Source organism: Pseudomonas sp. GP01-A4 (genome assembly GCF_058780865.1).
Map to the genome: position 1 here is coordinate 45,142 of NZ_JBYSWF010000011.1, position 15,058 is coordinate 60,199.

The window sequence follows — 15,058 nt, forward strand, 5'->3', positions numbered from 1 at the left end:
CCCTAGTGGGCGCGCGCCTGGGTTACTCGATCCACCAGGTACACCAGGCCGTGGTAATCAATTCCACCGTGTTGTGTCAGGCCAATCTCACACGTACGGCTGGTGGAGATGCCCTCGCTGCAATACTGCACGGCGTCCTTCAGGCTGCGCAGTGAGTGCGCGTTCAGCTCTGGCGTGGTGAAGCCTTTGTCGCCGGCAAAACCACAACAATGAATGCCTTCAGGGATCACCACGTTTTTACTGCAACGCCTGGCCAAGTCGATCAGCGCCTGGCTCTCTCCCAGGTGTTGGGTGCTGCAGGTGACGTGCACGGCGATCGGGGCTTCCTGGGGGGTGAAGTCGAGGCGGTCCATCAGGTGCGTGCGGATAAAGCGTACCGGGTCGTAGAGGTCGAGGCGGGTTTCAGCCAGGTCCTGGACCAGGCGCAGGGTGCACGGGCTGGTGTCGCAGTAGATCGGGTCGAGGCCGCCACGGCTGGCGTGGAGCAGGGCGCCGATCAGTTCCTGGCGTTTGTGTTCGGCTTGTTCGGCGTAGCCCTTGGATGCGAATGGTTGGCCGCAGCAGAGGTTGTCCTGATTGTCGGGGAAGACTACCTGATAACCGGCTTTTTCCAGCAGGCCACGGGTTTTGTCGTACAGCGACATCTGTTCGTGGTCGCCGGCTGCCGGGCCCATCGCGCGTGATACGCAGGCGGCGAGGTACACCACGCGGGGGCGCTCATCGCTCACGGCGGGGCTGAAGCGAATGGCCTTTTCCGGTTGCGGCATGGCGTTGGTCCACTGGGGGATTTGCCCCTTGGACAGGCGGGTCACCGTGGCGGAGAGCTTCGCCAGTCGCGGCGCGCCCAGCAGCATGCGCGCACCGTTGGCTACGTGCAGGGTGAAGCGCGCACCTTGCAGTGCCGTGGCGAAGTGCGTCGACAACCATTCGGCGGTTTTCGTACGGTCGGCGTCGCGGCTGCGCAGCTTTTTCACCAGGTCGCCGGTATTGATGCCTACCGGGCAGCGCTGGGCACAAAGCCCGGTCGCAGCGCAGGTGTCGATGCCCTGGTATTGATAGGCCGCTTCCAGTTCAGTGGTGTCGATACCGGCGCGTTTCCTGGCCTGGATATCGCGCCAGATCACAATGCGCTGGCGCGGGCTCAGGGTCAGCCCCTTCGACGGGCACACCGGTTCGCAGAAACCGCACTCGATGCACTTATCCACAAGCTCGTCGGCGGCAGGCAGGGGCTTGAGGTGCTTGAGGTGGATTTGCGGGTCTTCGCTGAGCACCACGTCCGGGTTGAGAATGCCGTTGGGGTCAAGCAGGCGCTTGAGCTGCCACATCAATTGGTAGGCATCGCTGCCCCATTCCAGTTCGACAAAGGGCGCCATGTTGCGACCGGTACCGTGCTCGGCCTTCAGCGAGCCGCCAAACTCCACGGCCACCAACTGGGCGACGTCGTCCATGAACGCCTGGTAGCGTGCGACTTCTTCCGCGCTGTTGAAGCCTTGGGTGAAGACGAAGTGCAGATTGCCTTCCAGGGCGTGTCCGAAAAGGATCGCTTCGTCGTAGTGATGTTTGTCGAACAGCTCGATCAGGCGATTAACGCCAATGGCCAGTTGTTCCACCGGGAAGGTCACGTCTTCGATAATCACGGTGGTGCCGGTTTTACGCACGGCGCCCACGGCGGGGAAGGTGTCTTTGCGAATCGCCCACAGGCGCGCGTTTTCCACCGGGTCTTCGGTGAAGTCGACTTGTTTCTCCACTGGGAAGCTGGCCAGGGAGGCCATGATCAGTGCCAGTTGCTCATGCAGCAGCGAGGGCGAGGCGGCGCGGGATTCGATCAGCAGGGCGCAGGCATTTTCCGATAGCTGCTGTACGAAAGCCGGCATGCCGGGTTTGTCCTGCACCGAACGCATGCTGCGCCGGTCCAGTAGTTCAACCGCTGAAACAGGTTGGGTTTTGAGTACGGTCACCGCGTTGCAGCAGGTTTCCACATCCGGGAACACGATCAGGGCCGAGGCTTTGTTCGGGTGGTCGATCACCGTGTCGTAGGTCACTGCGCTGATAAAACCCAGGGTGCCTTCGGAGCCGACCAGCAAATGGCTGAGGATATCCAGTGGCTCGTCGAAATCCACCAGGGCGTTGAGTGACAACCCGGTGGTATTTTTCAGACGGTATTTGTGGCGGATTTTTGCAGCCAGTTCAGCGTTTGCCCGGGTTTCTCGACCGAGTGCCGCCAGGCGGTCAAGCAGCTCGCCATGGCGTTGGCGAAAGGCCGCGACACTGGCCGGATCTTCCGTGTCCAGGCGGCTGCCGTCGGCCAGTACCAAGCGAATGCCCGCCAGGGTGTGATAGGTATTCTGCGCCGTGCCGCAGCACATGCCGCTGGCATTGTTGGCGACGATGCCGCCAATCTTGCAGGCATTGATCGACGCCGGGTCCGGGCCGATCTTGCGCCCGAACGGTGCCAGCCAGGCGTTGGCCTGTGCCCCGATCACGCCGGGCTGCAAGCGGATTTGTGTGCCCTGGCCGCGAATCTCGCGCCCGTTCCAATTGTCCCCCAGCACGATCAGTACCGAGTCGCTGATGGCCTGTCCGGAAAGGCTGGTGCCCGCCGCACGAAAGGTCACCGGCACGCGATCGCGTTGGGCCAGTTGCAGCAGCGCCACCACCTCATCTTCCGACTCGACACGGATCACCAGTTGTGGGATCAGTCGGTAAAAGCTGGCGTCGGTGCCGAAGGCGAGGGTGGAAAGTGGATCGTCGAAACGACGATCTTTCGGGATCAGTTGTGCGGCGTCGCTCAGAAAAGCAGCAGGCAGGCTCATCGGTCCTCCAGAAATAGCAGACGCCGGAATCGCTGCCCGGCGTCGGTTCTTACCCTATCGCGTGCAGGTCTTAGTGCACCAGCATACCGGTGAACCAGTAAGCCTGGGCCAAGGTGATCAGCCCGACGATCGTCGCGAAAAACAGGCTGTGCTTGAGGGTAAAGCGGAACAGGTCGGATTCCTTGCCCACCAGGCCAGTGGCGGCGCATGCCACGGCAATCGACTGCGGCGAGATCATCTTGCCGGTCACGCCGCCGCTGGTGTTCGCCGCTACCAGCAAGGTGTCGTTGACGCCGATCTGGTGCGCGGTAGTGGCTTGCAGCGAGCTGAACAGCGCGTTGGACGAGGTGTCGGAGCCGGTCAGAAACACTCCGAGCCAGCCAAGGAATGGCGAGAAGAACGGGAATGCCGCGCCGGTAGCCGCCAGCACCAGGGCCATGGTTGATGACATGCCCGAATAGTTGGTGACGAAGGCAAAGGCCAGCACCATGCCGATGGAAAGGATCGGCCAGCGCAGCTCATAAAAGGTTTCTTTCAAGGTGGTCAGACCAGTTTTGAAATCAATCTTCAGCACCAGCATCGATACCAGGGCGGAAAAGAAAATCGCCGTGCCGGTTGCCGAAATCGGATCAAGCTTGAATACCGCGGGGATGGCCGTTGGCGTAGCAACGATGGGCGCAACCTTGATCACCAGTTGATCCAGGTGCGGGATCGCAAAGTTGAATACCGAGCTGTACATCGCGCCGCCGGCGGCGAACATCGCCTTGAACGGCTTGAGGGTCCAGATGGTGACCAGCACGGTCAGGATCAGGAACGGCGACCAGGCCTTGAAAATTTCCCCCAGGCTGTAAGGCGAAGCCAGGGTGTTGCGAGGCAGGCCAAAGCCACCGGCGCTGGCAGTGACGGCAGTGCCGGACGTTGCGCCAGCGATTTGCGCGCCGGCACTGCGCTTGGGCTGCCAGACTTTCAGGAACAGGGTCAGGGAAATCAGGCTGGCCAGGGCCGAGGTGATGTCCGGCAGTTCAGGCCCGATGTAGTTCGAGGTGAAGAACTGGGTAACGGCGAAGCTCAGGCCTGCAACCAGTGCGGCTGGCCAGGTTTCCTTGACGCCGCGCAGGCCGTCCATCATGAACACCAGCCAGAACGGCACGAACAGCGACAGCAGCGGCAACTGGCGGCCGGCCATGGCGCCGATCTTGAACGCGTCGATCCCGGTCACTTGCCCGGCCACGATGATCGGAATCCCCAGTGCGCCGAACGCAACGGGGGCGGTGTTGGCAATCAGGCACAGGCCGGCGGCATACAGCGGGTTGAAACCCAGGCCTACCAGCAGTGCGGCAGTAATCGCCACCGGTGCGCCGAAACCGGCGGCGCCTTCCAGGAACGCGCCGAAGCAGAAGCCGATCAGCAGCACTTGCAGGCGCTGGTCGTCGGTAATCGACAGCACGGAGCTGCGGATGATTTCGAACTGGCCGCTCTTGACCGTCAGTTTGTACAGGAATACGGCGGCGACGATGATCCAGGCGATTGGCCATAGGCCGTAGGCGAAGCCATAACCGGCGGCGGCGAGCGCCATGTCGACCGGCATCTGGAAGGCAAAGATCGCCACCAGGATCGACAGTGCCAGGGTGATGCTGCCCGCAACGTGGCCTTTGAGGCGAAACACCGCCAGGGCCAGGAAGAAAAATACGATGGGAATGACGGCGGCCAGTGCGGACAGGCCGAGGCTGCCGAGCGGGCTGTAGAGCTGTTGCCAGGTTTGCATATGGGGTGGCCCCTAATTGTTGTTGGTCAGGCACTGCTTGGATGATTTGGGTAATTGGTATTACCAATTTACAATCACCGTTGGCTAGGTTAAAAGCCTTCTGGGGGATGTGTCAATTTGCCGCTTGTGAATCTTTGGTCGTAGGTCGGGGTTGGTGGGGGCTGATTGGCTTAACCGAGGGCGTTCTGATAGGTGCCGGATACGCGGCGATAGGCCAGAATAGGGGCCCCGGCGAGTGGTCGGGATGGTGGAGAGTGAGTTATGGGGTTTGATCAGGTGCGTCAGCGCCGTTTGTCTGACGACATCGTCGAGCAGCTTGAGGGCATGATCCTTGAGGGCACGCTGAAGTCGGGCGAGCGCTTGCCGGCCGAGCGCGCACTGGCCGAGCAGTTCGGGGTGTCGCGGCCGTCGTTGCGTGAGGCGATCCAAAAGCTGGTGGCAAAAGGTTTGCTGATCAGTCGCCAAGGTGGTGGCAATTATGTGGTGGAGTCGCTGGGTTCAACCTTCAGTGATCCGCTGCTGCATCTGCTGGAAAATAATCCGGAGGCTCAGCGTGATCTTCTGGAGTTTCGTCAGACCCTGGAGGCCTCGTGCGCGTATTACGCAGCGTTGCGTGCCACTGAGGTGGACCGCGAGCGGCTAACGGCAGCGTTCGAGGAGTTGCAGGATTGCTACACGCGGTCGGATGAAGTGAGCCGGGCGGAAGAGGGCGCGGCGGATGCGAGGTTTCACCTGGCCATCGCCGAGGCCAGCCATAACGCGGTATTGCTGCACACCATTCGCGGCCTGTTCGACCTGCTCAAGCGTAATGTGGTGACCAATATTGGCGGCATGTACCAGCAGCGTACGGAGACCCGCGACATGCTGATCAATCAGCATCGGGACCTGTACCTGGCGATTATCGAGGGGCGTGCCGAGCAGGCACGGGAAGTCTCAACACGTCACCTGCTGTATGTGCAGGAAGTGCTGGAGGAAGTGCGGCAGGAGGTTCAGCGCATGGCCCGGGCGGAACGGCGCAAAGGGATGTAGCAAATGCTGTGGATGAGGGAGCGGGCTCCGTCATCCACATCAAGTCACAAGAAAGTCAGTCTTCCTTGCCCTTGTTGCGCACGGCACGCTGCAATTCCCGGTTGGAATCGCGCTCGCGCTCGGTATCACGCTTGTCGTATTCCTTCTTGCCCTTGCCCAGTGCGATCTCGCACTTGACCAGGTGCTTGCTCCAGTACCACGACAGGCAGACACAGGCGTAGCCCTTTTGCTGCACGGCGGCGTGGAGCTTTTCCAGCTCGCGGGCATTGAGCAACAGCTTGCGCGTGCGCACCGGGTCGGCGATTACGTGGGTGCTGGCGGTCATCAGCGGCGTGATATGACTGCCGAGCAGCCATGCCTCGCCGTCTTTGAGCAGCACATAACTGTCGACCAGCTGCAGCTTGCTGGCACGCAGACTTTTTACTTCCCAGCCGGCCAGGACCAGACCAGCCTCGAAACGATGTTCGATGAAGTAATCGTGTCGCGCCTTTTTATTTTGCGCGATGGTCCCTGTTGGGTGTTTCTTTTGTTTAGCCATAGGGGCGGCATTATAGGGAGTTGCGAGCGCGTCGGCTACGGTCAACCTGCGTGCTTGAGCGTGTTGAATGAATCCCGGACAATGCAGGCTGGTTTTTGATTTTTTTCTTTCGCGAATCCTGTTGTCCTTTCGCGATGTTTGCCGCTCAGCTGTGGAAATAACGCTCACATGACGACGCATATTCAACGTTCGGCCCTGCTGCCTTATCCGGCACAGGCGCTCTATGATCTGGTCAACGACGTGGCGCGTTACCCGGAGTTCCTGCCTTGGTGTTCGACTGCCGAGGTGTTGGAGAGCAGTGATGAGCACATGGTTGCCAGCGTGGGGGTGGCAAAGGGCGGCTTGAGCCAGCACTTTGTCACGCGCAACACGCTGGTGCCCGGGCAGTCCATCGAGATGAATCTCGAAGAAGGTCCGTTCACTCAGTTGCACGGTGTGTGGGTGTTCAAGGCGTTGAACGAGAAAGCCTGCAAGATCAGCCTGGACCTGTCGTTCGACTATGCCGGCCCTATCGTGCGTGCCACCCTGGGGCCACTGTTCAATCAGGCGGCCAATACTCTGGTGGACGCGTTTTGCCAGCGCGCCAAGCAAATGCATGGCTGAGCCATTGGTTGAAATCGAGGTGGTGTACGCCGCGGTGGATCGCCAGGTGTTGATGAGCCTGGCAGTAGCGCCGGGCTCAACCCTCAGGGCTGCAGTGTTGGGCTCGGGAATGGCTGCGCAATTTCCGGAGCTGAATCTGCAGGATTGCCCCTTGGGGATTTTCGGCAAGGTGGTGGCAGACGCTGACGTGCGTGTGGTGCAGGCTGGAGAACGAATCGAGATCTATCGGCCATTGCTCGCAGATCCGATGGAGATACGTCGTTTGCGTGCAGCCAAGGCTGCCAAGGCAAAGCAGCAGAATTCATAGCTTGCGAAACAGCAGGCAACAAAAAGCCCGGCATGCCGGGCTTTTTATCGAGCGCTGCAAACTTATTGCGGGCTGGCATCCAGGGGTTCTGGAGTCGGCACCGGAACGGTTTGTACGCCGTCGACGCCTTTCTGGATCTCGTCCAGCAACGAGCCAGGCTTGGCCGGTACCTCGGACTTGGGCTTCTCCTCGTTCTGCGCGGGCGCAGGAGCGGTGGTGCCGTTGTCCTTGCCCAGCAAGGCTTCATCGCGGCTTACGCCCGGTTTGAAGTCCCCCGACAGGCTGACGAGCTGGTCATTGCCATTGAAGATGACACTGACCCGCTCCTGCTGGCGTTCACCGCCACCAGGTTGGATGCTATAGAGATAATCCCAGCGATCGGCATGGAATGTGTCGGTCAGCAGGGGATTGCCCATGATAAACCGTACTTGCCGTCGGGTCATTCCCGGGCGTAACTGGTCTATCATGTCCTGCGTGACGACATTGCCCTGCTGGATGTCGATTTTGTAAACCCCGGGGAATGAACAACCGGCGAGTGCGAGCAGTCCCACAAAGGTGAAACTGGTTAGCAAGAGCTTGGTGTTTTGCATCGGTGGGCGACTTCCACTATCTTGGCTGGGACAACGTAAACGCCGATCATACCCGTATTAAGAGAAGCTGCGAAGCAGCATCCGCGAGAAAGCTAACCATGGTTGAAAATAGCGAACTACGCAAAGCCGGTCTTAAAGTGACTCTGCCACGAGTCAAGATTCTACAAATGCTCGATTCTGCTGAGCAGCGCCACATGAGTGCCGAGGATGTATACAAGGCGCTGATGGAGTCTAACGAGGACGTCGGCCTGGCCACGGTTTACCGTGTTCTGACCCAGTTTGAAGCAGCAGGACTGGTGGTTCGTCATAATTTCGACGGCGGTCATGCAGTGTTCGAACTGGCCGACGGCGGTCATCACGACCACATGGTTGACCTGGATACCAATGAGGTTATCGAGTTCACCAGTCCGGAAATCGAGAAGCTCCAGCACATGATCGCTGAGCAGCATGGATTCGATTTGGTGGACCACAATCTGGTTCTCTACATACGTAAGAAAAAGTAAGAAAGCTACGCAGATTCGCTCTGCGAAACGATCGAAGGCGACCCTAGGGTCGCCTTCGTGCTTTCTATAGAAAGAAAATACTCAGTAAGCCAGGCTTCAGACCTTCGCGGTTACCACCATTTTCTTCGCGTGAGCCAAGGACTCCTTGGTCAAGTCGATGCCGCCGAGCATCCGCGCCACTTCTTCTACCCGTTCGGTCTTGTTCAGCTTGGACACGGCGGTATGGGTCGCATCGCTGCCTCGCACCTTGTGCACGAACAAGTGCTGATGCCCTTGGGCAGCTACTTGTGGCAAGTGGGTAACGGTCAGTACCTGGCCGCGATCGCCCAGCCGGCGCAGCAACTGGCCCACGATCTCGGCAGTCGGGCCGCCGATCCCTACGTCCACTTCATCGAATACCAGTGTTGGCACGCGAGAGGTCTGGGCGGTGATCACCTGAATCGCCAGGCTGATCCGCGACAGCTCGCCGCCGGAAGCTACCTTTGCCAGTGCCTTGAGTGGCTGGCCCGGGTTCGCGCTGACCAGCAGTTCTACCTGTTCAAGGCCGTTGGGCAGCAGTTCATTGCTGGTGTTGGTGTGCAACTCGATGGTGAAGCGCCCGCCGGGCATGCCCAGGCGCTGGATTTCCTGCTCCACCGCGCTGGCCAGGCCGGTCGCTGCCTGATGGCGCAGGTCGCTGAGTTCTCGGGCTTTCTCGTGATAATGGCGAGCAAAGGACGCCAGCTCTTCACCCAGTCGCTCGATGGATTCGTCGTTGGCGTTCAGGGTTTCAATTTCATCCAGCAGCTTTTGCTGCATGGTTGCGACTTCAGTCGGCTGGATCCGGTGTTTGCGCGCCAGGGTGTAGATGGTGTCCAGGCGCTCTTCTATATCCTGCAGGCGGGCTGGGTCGGCATCGAAGTGATCGAGGAAGCGGTTCAGTTCGCCCACGGCTTCTTCTACCTGGATTTGCGCACTGGTCAGCAGAGTGGTGGCTTCGTTCAGCGAGCCTGATGCGTTATTCACGCTGGATAGTCGGTTCAGGCTTGCAGTCAGGGCGTTGAGCACATTGCCTGAATCACTTTCGCTGCACTGCTCCACCACTTGCCGGCAGATGCCCAGCAGGGTTTCGGCGTTGGTGAGGTTCTTGTGTTCCTGTTCCAGTTGCTCCAGTTCCGTCTCGCCGAGCCCCAGGCTTTCCAGCTCTTCCAGTTGGTAGCTGAGCAATTGGTGGCGGGCACGCTGCTCATCGCCGGAGTTGGAAAGGCGCTCCAGCTCCTGGCGGGTCTGGCGCCAGCGCTGCGCAGCCAATTGCACCTGGCGCGCAAGATCGGTGGCACCGGCGTATTCGTCGAGGAGTCGGCGATGGGTGTCGGTTTTCAGCAGGGACTGGTGTTCATGCTGGCTGTGGATATCGATCAGCAGTTCGCCCAGGGCTTTCAAATCGCCGAGCGGGCAGGGCGTGCCATTTATATAGCCGCGGGAGCGCCCTTCGGCCGTGATCACCCGGCGCAGGATGCACGGGCCTTCATTGTTAAGGTCGCGCTCGGCAAGCCAGGCCTCGGCTTCCGGGATATCGGCCAGGTCAAAGGTGGCGAGGATATCGGCCTTGTCGGCGCCCGGGCGTACCACTCCGCTGTCGGCGCGATCACCCAGGGTCAGGCCCAGGGCGTCGAGCATGATCGACTTGCCGGCGCCGGTTTCGCCTGTGATTACGCTCATCCCGCGATCCAGTTCAAGATCCAGATGTTCAACGATGGCGTAGTTATGTACGGACAGGTGCACCAGCATGACGGCCGCTCCCAGGCTTTAGGTCTGGTTATTTATACAGTGTTTTGTTTGGAGGTGACAATCCTGATGCTTAGTCCGATTTGCTTGAATAAATCGCTTTTTAAGCGCAACAGGGAATGATTGATAAGAATTGATCCAGGACAAGTGAAAGACTTTTGGTAACGCCTCAACCCTTGAACCTGAAAATTGTGGCCCCATATACCGGAACAGAAGCGCGAGTCGAGTTCGCGCATGATTTTGAAAGGAGAAATCTATGGCTGACGAACAGACGCAGGATACGCAAAATCCAGACGCCAACCAGGCCGCAGGTGAAGACCTGGCCGCTCGTGTGCAAGTGCTCGAAGAGCAATTGGCAGGCGCACAGGATCAATCGTTGCGTGTTGCCGCCGATCTGCAGAACGTCCGCCGCCGCGCCGAGCAGGATGTAGAAAAAGCTCACAAATTCGCCCTGGAAAAATTTGCCGGTGATCTGTTGCCGATCATCGACAGCCTGGAGCGTGGCCTTGAGCTGTCCAACCCGGACGACGAAAACATCCGCCCAATGCGCGAAGGGATCGAACTGACCCTGAAAATGTTCCAGGACACCCTGAAGCGTTATCAGCTGGAAGCCATCGATCCGCAAGGCGGCGAGCCGTTCAATGCCGAGCATCACCAGGCAATGGCGATGCAGGAAAACGCTGATCTTGAGCCGAACAGCGTATTGAAGGTGTTCCAGAAGGGTTACCAGCTCAACGGTCGCTTGCTGCGCCCGGCAATGGTTGTGGTGAGCAAGGCTCCTGCACCGGTTGCACCTTCTATTGATGAGCAGGCTTGAAATAAGTCGTAACGGCCCCATCTATAAGTCAAGCGTTTAAGTACTGCCGCAGTTAGCCACCACTGCTGCGGCAAAAAAATCTAAGTTTCGGGAGAGTAAATCATGGGCAAAATTATCGGTATCGACCTGGGGACTACCAACTCCTGCGTCTCCGTGCTGGAAAACGGCGTATCCAAAGTTATTGAAAACGCCGAAGGCGCACGCACCACTCCGTCCATCGTGGCTTATGCCAACGACGGCGAAATCCTGGTGGGCCAGTCCGCCAAGCGTCAAGCTGTGACCAATCCGCATAACACCCTGTACGCGGTGAAGCGTCTGATCGGTCGTAAGTTCGACGAAGAAGTCGTACAGAAAGACATCAAGATGGTTCCGTACAAAATCGCCAAGGCTGACAACGGTGACGCCTGGGTTGAAGTGAACGGCCAGAAAATGTCACCGCCGCAAATCTCGGCTGAAATCTTGAAAAAGATGAAGAAAACCGCCGAAGACTACCTCGGTGAAGCCGTGACTGAAGCGGTGATCACCGTTCCGGCCTACTTCAACGACAGCCAGCGCCAGGCGACCAAAGACGCCGGCCGTATTGCTGGCCTGGACGTGAAACGTATCATCAACGAACCAACCGCAGCCGCTCTGGCCTACGGTATGGACAAGGCCAAGGGCGACCACACTGTGATCGTTTACGACCTGGGTGGCGGTACCTTCGACGTTTCCGTGATCGAAATCGCTGAAGTCGATGGCGAGCACCAGTTCGAAGTGTTGGCCACCAACGGTGACACGTTCCTGGGCGGTGAAGACTTTGACATTCGTCTGATCGACTACCTCGTTGACGAATTCAAGAAAGAAAGCGGCATGAACCTCAAGGGTGACCCGCTGGCCATGCAGCGCCTGAAAGAAGCCGCTGAGAAAGCCAAGATCGAACTGTCTTCGAGCAATTCGACCGACGTGAACCTGCCGTACATCACTGCAGACGCTACCGGTCCTAAGCACTTGAACGTGAAAATCTCCCGCGCCAAGCTGGAAGCGCTGGTAGAAGACCTGGTTCAACGCACCATCGAGCCTTGCCGCATTGCGCTGAAAGACTCGGGTATCGACGTTGGCGCGATCAACGACGTGATCCTGGTGGGCGGTCAGACCCGTATGCCACTGGTTCAGAAGCTGGTGACCGAGTTCTTCGGTAAAGAAGCGCGTAAAGACGTGAACCCGGACGAAGCAGTTGCCATGGGTGCTGCCATCCAGGGCGCGGTATTGGCCGGCGACGTGAAAGACGTTCTGCTGCTGGACGTAAGCCCGCTGACTCTGGGTATTGAAACCATGGGCGGCGTGATGACTGCGCTGATCGAGAAAAACACCACGATTCCTACCAAGAAATCGCAAGTGTTCTCGACTGCCGACGACAACCAGGGCGCCGTGACCATTCACGTGCTGCAAGGTGAGCGTAAGCAAGCCGGTCAGAACAAGTCCCTGGGCAAGTTCGACCTGGCCGAGATTCCACCAGCACCACGTGGCGTGCCACAAATTGAAGTGACCTTCGACATCGACGCCAACGGCATTCTGCACGTAGGCGCCAAAGACAAGGCCACCGGCAAGACTCAGTCGATCGTGATCAAGGCTAACTCGGGTCTGTCCGAGGAAGAAATCCAGCAGATGATCCGTGACGCTGAAGCCAACGCTGACGAAGACCGCAAGTTCGAAGAACTGGCCGCTGCCCGTAACCAGGGTGATGCACTGGTTCACTCGACTCGCAAAATGATCGCTGACGCTGGCGACAAAGTGACTGCCGAAGAGAAAACTGCAATCGAAGCCGCAGTAGTTGCCCTGGAAGCCGCCGTTAAAGGCGACGACAAGGCTGCTATCGAAGCCAAGGTTGAAGAGCTGTCGAAAGTCTCTGCGCCAGTGGCTCAGAAAATGTACGCCGAACAAGGCCAGCCGGCTGACGGTGCTGCACACCAGGCAGAACCTGAAGCCAAGCACGACGACGTTGTCGATGCCGAGTTCGAAGAAGTCAAAGACCAGAAGTAACTTGGTCGCCCGGTTGACCGCTCACAAGCGGTGACTGGTAGGATGTCGCCGCGCGGGAGCTTGCTCCCGCGTTGGCGTGTCTGGGGTACGCGAATTTTTACAGCATGCGACAACGCTCGGATGCTGGCGGTGTGATCGGGAATGCTCCTGCTTTCCGGGCGACAGTCACCGCGTTTTTGGCCGGTTTCCGGTTGAAAGCAGTAACGACCAGGATCGTTGAATTGACGTGAGTTGGGTCCGGGCCTGTATTGGGGCTCAACGAGTTTGGCAAGGCTCAGGAGGGTTTTGCCGGACGTCCTTAAGAGTGCAAAGACTTATGGCAAAGCGTGACTATTACGAAGTGTTGGGTGTGGAGCGTGGCTCCAGCGAGGCGGACCTGAAAAAGGCTTACCGTCGCCTGGCGATGAAGCACCACCCGGACCGTAATCCGGATAGCAAAGAATCCGAAGAGCTGTTCAAAGAGGCCAATGAGGCCTACGAATGCCTGTGTGATCCGAACAAGCGCGCCGCTTACGACCAGTATGGCCATGCCGGTGTCGACCCAAGCATGGGTGGCGGCGGTGCCGGTTTCGGCGGGCAGAACTTCTCCGATATTTTCGGCGACGTGTTCAGCGACTTCTTTGGCGGCGGCCGCGGTGGCCAACGTGGCGGTGCCCAGCGTGGCAGCGACCTGCGCTACACCCTGGAGCTGAACCTGGAAGAAGCGGTGCGCGGCACCAGCGTCAATATCCGTGTTCCGACGCTGGTCAATTGCAAGCCGTGCGACGGTTCGGGCGCCAAGAAAGGCTCCTCGCCGATCACTTGCCCGACTTGCGGCGGTATCGGCCAGGTACGCATGCAGCAAGGATTCTTCTCGGTGCAGCAAACCTGCCCGCGCTGCCACGGCCAGGGCAAGATCATTTCCGATCCGTGCGACTCGTGCCACGGCGAAGGGCGTGTCGAAGAGTACAAGACTCTCTCGGTGAAAGTGCCGGCGGGTGTTGATACTGGCGACCGCATTCGTCTGTCGGGCGAAGGCGAGGCGGGCACTCAGGGCGGCCCGACGGGCGACCTGTATGTGGTGATCAATGTGCGCGAGCACTCGATTTTCCAGCGCGACGGCAAGCATTTGTTCTGTGAAGTGCCGATCAGCTTTGTCGATGCGGCCCTGGGTGGCGAGCTTGAGATTCCGACGCTGGACGGTCGGGTCAAGCTGAAGATCCCTGAGGGTACGCAGACCGGCAAGCAGTTCCGTATCCGTGGCAAAGGCGTTGCGCCGGTGCGCGGTGGCGGTGCTGGTGACCTGATGTGCCGTGTGGCGGTAGAGACGCCGGTGAACCTGGGGCGTCGTCAGCGCGAACTGCTGGAAGAGTTCCGCAGCTCCCTGGCCGGCGATGACACTCATTCGCCAAAGACCACCGGCTGGTTCGAAGGCGTGAAGCGCTTCTTCGGCGACCTGTAAGGAAGTGAGTATGCGACGTATCGCGGTGATGGGCGCTGCCGGGCGCATGGGCAAGACCCTGGTCGAGGCCGTGCAGGCGCGCTCGCCGGCCTCCGGGCTGACGGCGGCGATTGTTCGTCCCGGCAGCACCTTGATTGGTGCGGACGCCGGTGAGTTGGCGTCCCTGGGGCGGATCGGCGTTTCGTTGTCCGGCAATCTGGAGCAGGTTGCCGACGAGTTCGACGTGCTGATCGATTTCACCCTGCCGGACGTGATGCTGAAAAACCTGGCGTTCTGCCGCAAGGCGGGCAAGGCCATGGTGATCGGCACAACGGGCCTGAGCGCCGAGCAAAAGCAGCTGCTGGTGGAGGCGGGCAAGGATATTCCAATCGTGTTCGCGGCCAATTTCAGCGTCGGCGTCAATCTGTCGCTGAAGCTGCTCGACATGGCGGCGCGGGTGATGGGTGATGAGGCTGACATCGAGATCATCGAGACTCATCACCGGCACAAGATCGATGCGCCGTCCGGTACGGCATTGCGTATGGGCGAGGCGATTGCCGATGCCCTGGGTCGTGACCTGTCGAAGGTGGCGGTGTATGGCCGCGAAGGCCATACCGGTGCCCGCGCCCACGACACCATCGGTTTTGCCACCGTTCGCGGCGGTGATGTGGTGGGCGATCACACCGTGCTGTTCGCAACCGAGGGTGAGCGTCTTGAGATCACCCACAAGGCGTCTAGCCGTATGACGTTCGCCAAGGGTGCTGTACGTGCGGCGCTGTGGCTTGAGGGTCGTGCGCCGGCCCTGTACGACATGCGCGACGTGCTGGACCTGCATTAAGAAGTAGCTAAAACGGAGTCTCAGGAATATGCTGAGGCCCCGTTTTTAC

General features: G+C 59.4%; 13 protein-coding genes. 8 read left to right on the forward strand and 5 right to left on the reverse strand.

Features of this window, described 5'->3' with window-relative positions:
* Nucleotides 1-2: 2 nt before the first annotated feature.
* Together AC3WKX_RS09560 and AC3WKX_RS09565 are read right to left on the reverse strand one after the other, a co-directional pair.
* Complete coding sequence (locus tag AC3WKX_RS09560) at nt 3-2,813, reverse strand: FAD-binding and (Fe-S)-binding domain-containing protein (RefSeq protein ID WP_102604505.1); 2,811 nt, start codon at nt 2,811-2,813, stop codon at nt 3-5.
* A 70-nt stretch (nt 2,814-2,883) separates the two neighbouring features.
* Nucleotides 2,884-4,578, reverse strand: a complete 1,695-nt coding sequence (locus AC3WKX_RS09565; protein WP_102604506.1) for a lactate permease LctP family transporter — start codon at nt 4,576-4,578, stop codon at nt 2,884-2,886.
* A gap of 261 nt (nt 4,579-4,839) precedes the next feature.
* Between AC3WKX_RS09565 and AC3WKX_RS09570 the strand changes: the two genes are divergently transcribed.
* Entirely contained in the window at nt 4,840-5,607 is a 768-nt protein-coding gene (locus AC3WKX_RS09570; protein WP_003212240.1) for an FCD domain-containing protein, read from the forward strand.
* Between the two features lie 55 nt (nt 5,608-5,662).
* Here the strand turns inward: AC3WKX_RS09570 and smpB are convergent, their stop codons facing one another.
* Entirely contained in the window at nt 5,663-6,145 is a 483-nt protein-coding gene (smpB, locus tag AC3WKX_RS09575; protein ID WP_003212238.1) for an SsrA-binding protein SmpB, read from the reverse strand.
* A 168-nt stretch (nt 6,146-6,313) separates the two neighbouring features.
* Between smpB and AC3WKX_RS09580 the strand changes: the two genes are divergently transcribed.
* Nucleotides 6,314-6,748: a type II toxin-antitoxin system RatA family toxin gene (locus AC3WKX_RS09580; RefSeq protein WP_003212236.1), complete on the forward strand. Its 435-nt coding sequence runs from the start codon at nt 6,314-6,316 to the stop codon at nt 6,746-6,748.
* On the forward strand, nt 6,741-7,055 hold the full coding sequence (locus AC3WKX_RS09585; RefSeq protein WP_102604507.1) for an RnfH family protein: 315 nt from the start codon (nt 6,741-6,743) through the stop codon (nt 7,053-7,055). The genes AC3WKX_RS09580 and AC3WKX_RS09585 overlap by 8 nt, the downstream gene beginning before the upstream one ends.
* A 62-nt stretch (nt 7,056-7,117) precedes the next feature.
* Here AC3WKX_RS09585 and AC3WKX_RS09590 read toward each other — a convergent pair whose 3' ends face one another.
* On the reverse strand, nt 7,118-7,645 hold the full coding sequence (locus tag AC3WKX_RS09590) for an outer membrane protein assembly factor BamE (RefSeq protein WP_003212232.1): 528 nt from the start codon (nt 7,643-7,645) through the stop codon (nt 7,118-7,120).
* 98 nt (nt 7,646-7,743) lie between these two features.
* On the opposite strand from AC3WKX_RS09590, the gene fur reads away from it, so the two are divergent.
* Nucleotides 7,744-8,148, forward strand: coding sequence for a ferric iron uptake transcriptional regulator (fur, locus tag AC3WKX_RS09595; RefSeq protein ID WP_003212228.1), 405 nt, complete (start codon nt 7,744-7,746; stop codon nt 8,146-8,148).
* 96 nt (nt 8,149-8,244) lie between these two features.
* Here the strand turns inward: fur and recN are convergent, their stop codons facing one another.
* Nucleotides 8,245-9,918: a DNA repair protein RecN gene (gene recN / locus AC3WKX_RS09600; protein ID WP_087693402.1), complete on the reverse strand. Its 1,674-nt coding sequence runs from the start codon at nt 9,916-9,918 to the stop codon at nt 8,245-8,247.
* A gap of 253 nt (nt 9,919-10,171) precedes the next feature.
* Between recN and grpE the strand changes: the two genes are divergently transcribed.
* The 4 genes from grpE to dapB all read left to right on the forward strand — a co-directional run bounded on the left by grpE (nt 10,172) and on the right by dapB (nt 15,009).
* A complete protein-coding gene (gene grpE / locus AC3WKX_RS09605; RefSeq protein ID WP_003212224.1) occupies nt 10,172-10,732 on the forward strand; it encodes a nucleotide exchange factor GrpE in 561 nt (186 codons plus the stop codon).
* Nucleotides 10,733-10,834: 102 nt separating this feature from the next.
* Nucleotides 10,835-12,751, forward strand: a complete 1,917-nt coding sequence (gene dnaK, locus AC3WKX_RS09610; RefSeq protein ID WP_003212222.1) for a molecular chaperone DnaK — start codon at nt 10,835-10,837, stop codon at nt 12,749-12,751.
* A gap of 316 nt (nt 12,752-13,067) precedes the next feature.
* Entirely contained in the window at nt 13,068-14,192 is a 1,125-nt protein-coding gene (gene dnaJ, locus AC3WKX_RS09615) for a molecular chaperone DnaJ (protein ID WP_003212219.1), read from the forward strand.
* A 10-nt stretch (nt 14,193-14,202) separates the two neighbouring features.
* Nucleotides 14,203-15,009: a 4-hydroxy-tetrahydrodipicolinate reductase gene (gene dapB / locus AC3WKX_RS09620; protein WP_003212216.1), complete on the forward strand. Its 807-nt coding sequence runs from the start codon at nt 14,203-14,205 to the stop codon at nt 15,007-15,009.
* Nucleotides 15,010-15,058 lie beyond the last annotated feature (49 nt).

What these genes read in the sequence shown, in the direction of transcription:
- smpB (WP_003212238.1), bottom strand. Translation starts at nt 6,145, where the DNA reads ATGGCTAAACAAAAGAAACACCCAACAGGGACCATCGCGCAAAATAAA.
- AC3WKX_RS09580 (WP_003212236.1), top strand. Translation starts at nt 6,314, where the DNA reads ATGACGACGCATATTCAACGTTCGGCCCTGCTGCCTTATCCGGCACAG.
- dnaJ (WP_003212219.1), top strand. Translation starts at nt 13,068, where the DNA reads ATGGCAAAGCGTGACTATTACGAAGTGTTGGGTGTGGAGCGTGGCTCC.
- dnaK (WP_003212222.1), top strand. Translation starts at nt 10,835, where the DNA reads ATGGGCAAAATTATCGGTATCGACCTGGGGACTACCAACTCCTGCGTC.
- dapB (WP_003212216.1), top strand. Translation starts at nt 14,203, where the DNA reads ATGCGACGTATCGCGGTGATGGGCGCTGCCGGGCGCATGGGCAAGACC.
- fur (WP_003212228.1), top strand. Translation starts at nt 7,744, where the DNA reads ATGGTTGAAAATAGCGAACTACGCAAAGCCGGTCTTAAAGTGACTCTG.
- grpE (WP_003212224.1), top strand. Translation starts at nt 10,172, where the DNA reads ATGGCTGACGAACAGACGCAGGATACGCAAAATCCAGACGCCAACCAG.
- AC3WKX_RS09585 (WP_102604507.1), top strand. Translation starts at nt 6,741, where the DNA reads ATGGCTGAGCCATTGGTTGAAATCGAGGTGGTGTACGCCGCGGTGGAT.
- AC3WKX_RS09590 (WP_003212232.1), bottom strand. Translation starts at nt 7,645, where the DNA reads ATGCAAAACACCAAGCTCTTGCTAACCAGTTTCACCTTTGTGGGACTG.
- recN (WP_087693402.1), bottom strand. Translation starts at nt 9,918, where the DNA reads ATGCTGGTGCACCTGTCCGTACATAACTACGCCATCGTTGAACATCTG.
- AC3WKX_RS09565 (WP_102604506.1), bottom strand. Translation starts at nt 4,578, where the DNA reads ATGCAAACCTGGCAACAGCTCTACAGCCCGCTCGGCAGCCTCGGCCTG.
- AC3WKX_RS09560 (WP_102604505.1), bottom strand. Translation starts at nt 2,813, where the DNA reads ATGAGCCTGCCTGCTGCTTTTCTGAGCGACGCCGCACAACTGATCCCG.
- AC3WKX_RS09570 (WP_003212240.1), top strand. Translation starts at nt 4,840, where the DNA reads ATGGGGTTTGATCAGGTGCGTCAGCGCCGTTTGTCTGACGACATCGTC.